This is a genomic window from Streptomyces sp. HSW2009, from assembly GCF_040240285.1.
Lineage (GTDB): Bacteria > Actinomycetota > Actinomycetes > Streptomycetales > Streptomycetaceae > Streptomyces.
Map to the genome: position 1 here is coordinate 1 of NZ_JBEHZD010001169.1, position 419 is coordinate 419.

1 protein-coding gene is annotated in these 419 nt (G+C 79.5%); it reads right to left on the reverse strand.

Going from position 1 to position 419, the window contains the following annotated elements; all coding sequences use genetic code 11:
* On the reverse strand, positions 1-387 hold a 387-nt coding region (locus AAHZ94_RS35070; RefSeq protein WP_502964882.1), incomplete at its 3' end, for an ATP-binding protein.
* Between the last annotated feature and the right edge of the window lie 32 nt (positions 388-419).

The window sequence follows — 419 nt, forward strand, 5'->3', positions numbered from 1 at the left end:
GGGCCCGGGGCCGGCCACCGGCCCCGGGGGGGGGGGCGGGGGCCAGCCGGCCGCCCCGCCCGCGCGGTACGCCGCACCGCCCGGGGGCCATGCCGTACCGCCCGGCCGCTGCGCCGTACCGCCCGCGGCCGGGGCCGTGCCGTCGGGACCGGCCGCCGGGGCCGTGCCGTCGGGGGCCGGCGACCCGGCCGCGCACCCGGCGGGGAAGAGCATCCTCAGGACGGCGGGGCAGCCCGTGTGCACCACGGCGTTGGTGACCAGTTCCGAGATCAACAAGATGAGCGTCTCCGCCAGGGGCTCGTCTACCGCCACCCCCGAGCGGGCCAGCCGGGAGCGCGCCCAGCGGCGCGCCCTTCCCACCTCGGCCGGGTCTGGCCGGACTTCCATCTGCATTTGAAGCACCTGCACCGCTCACACCA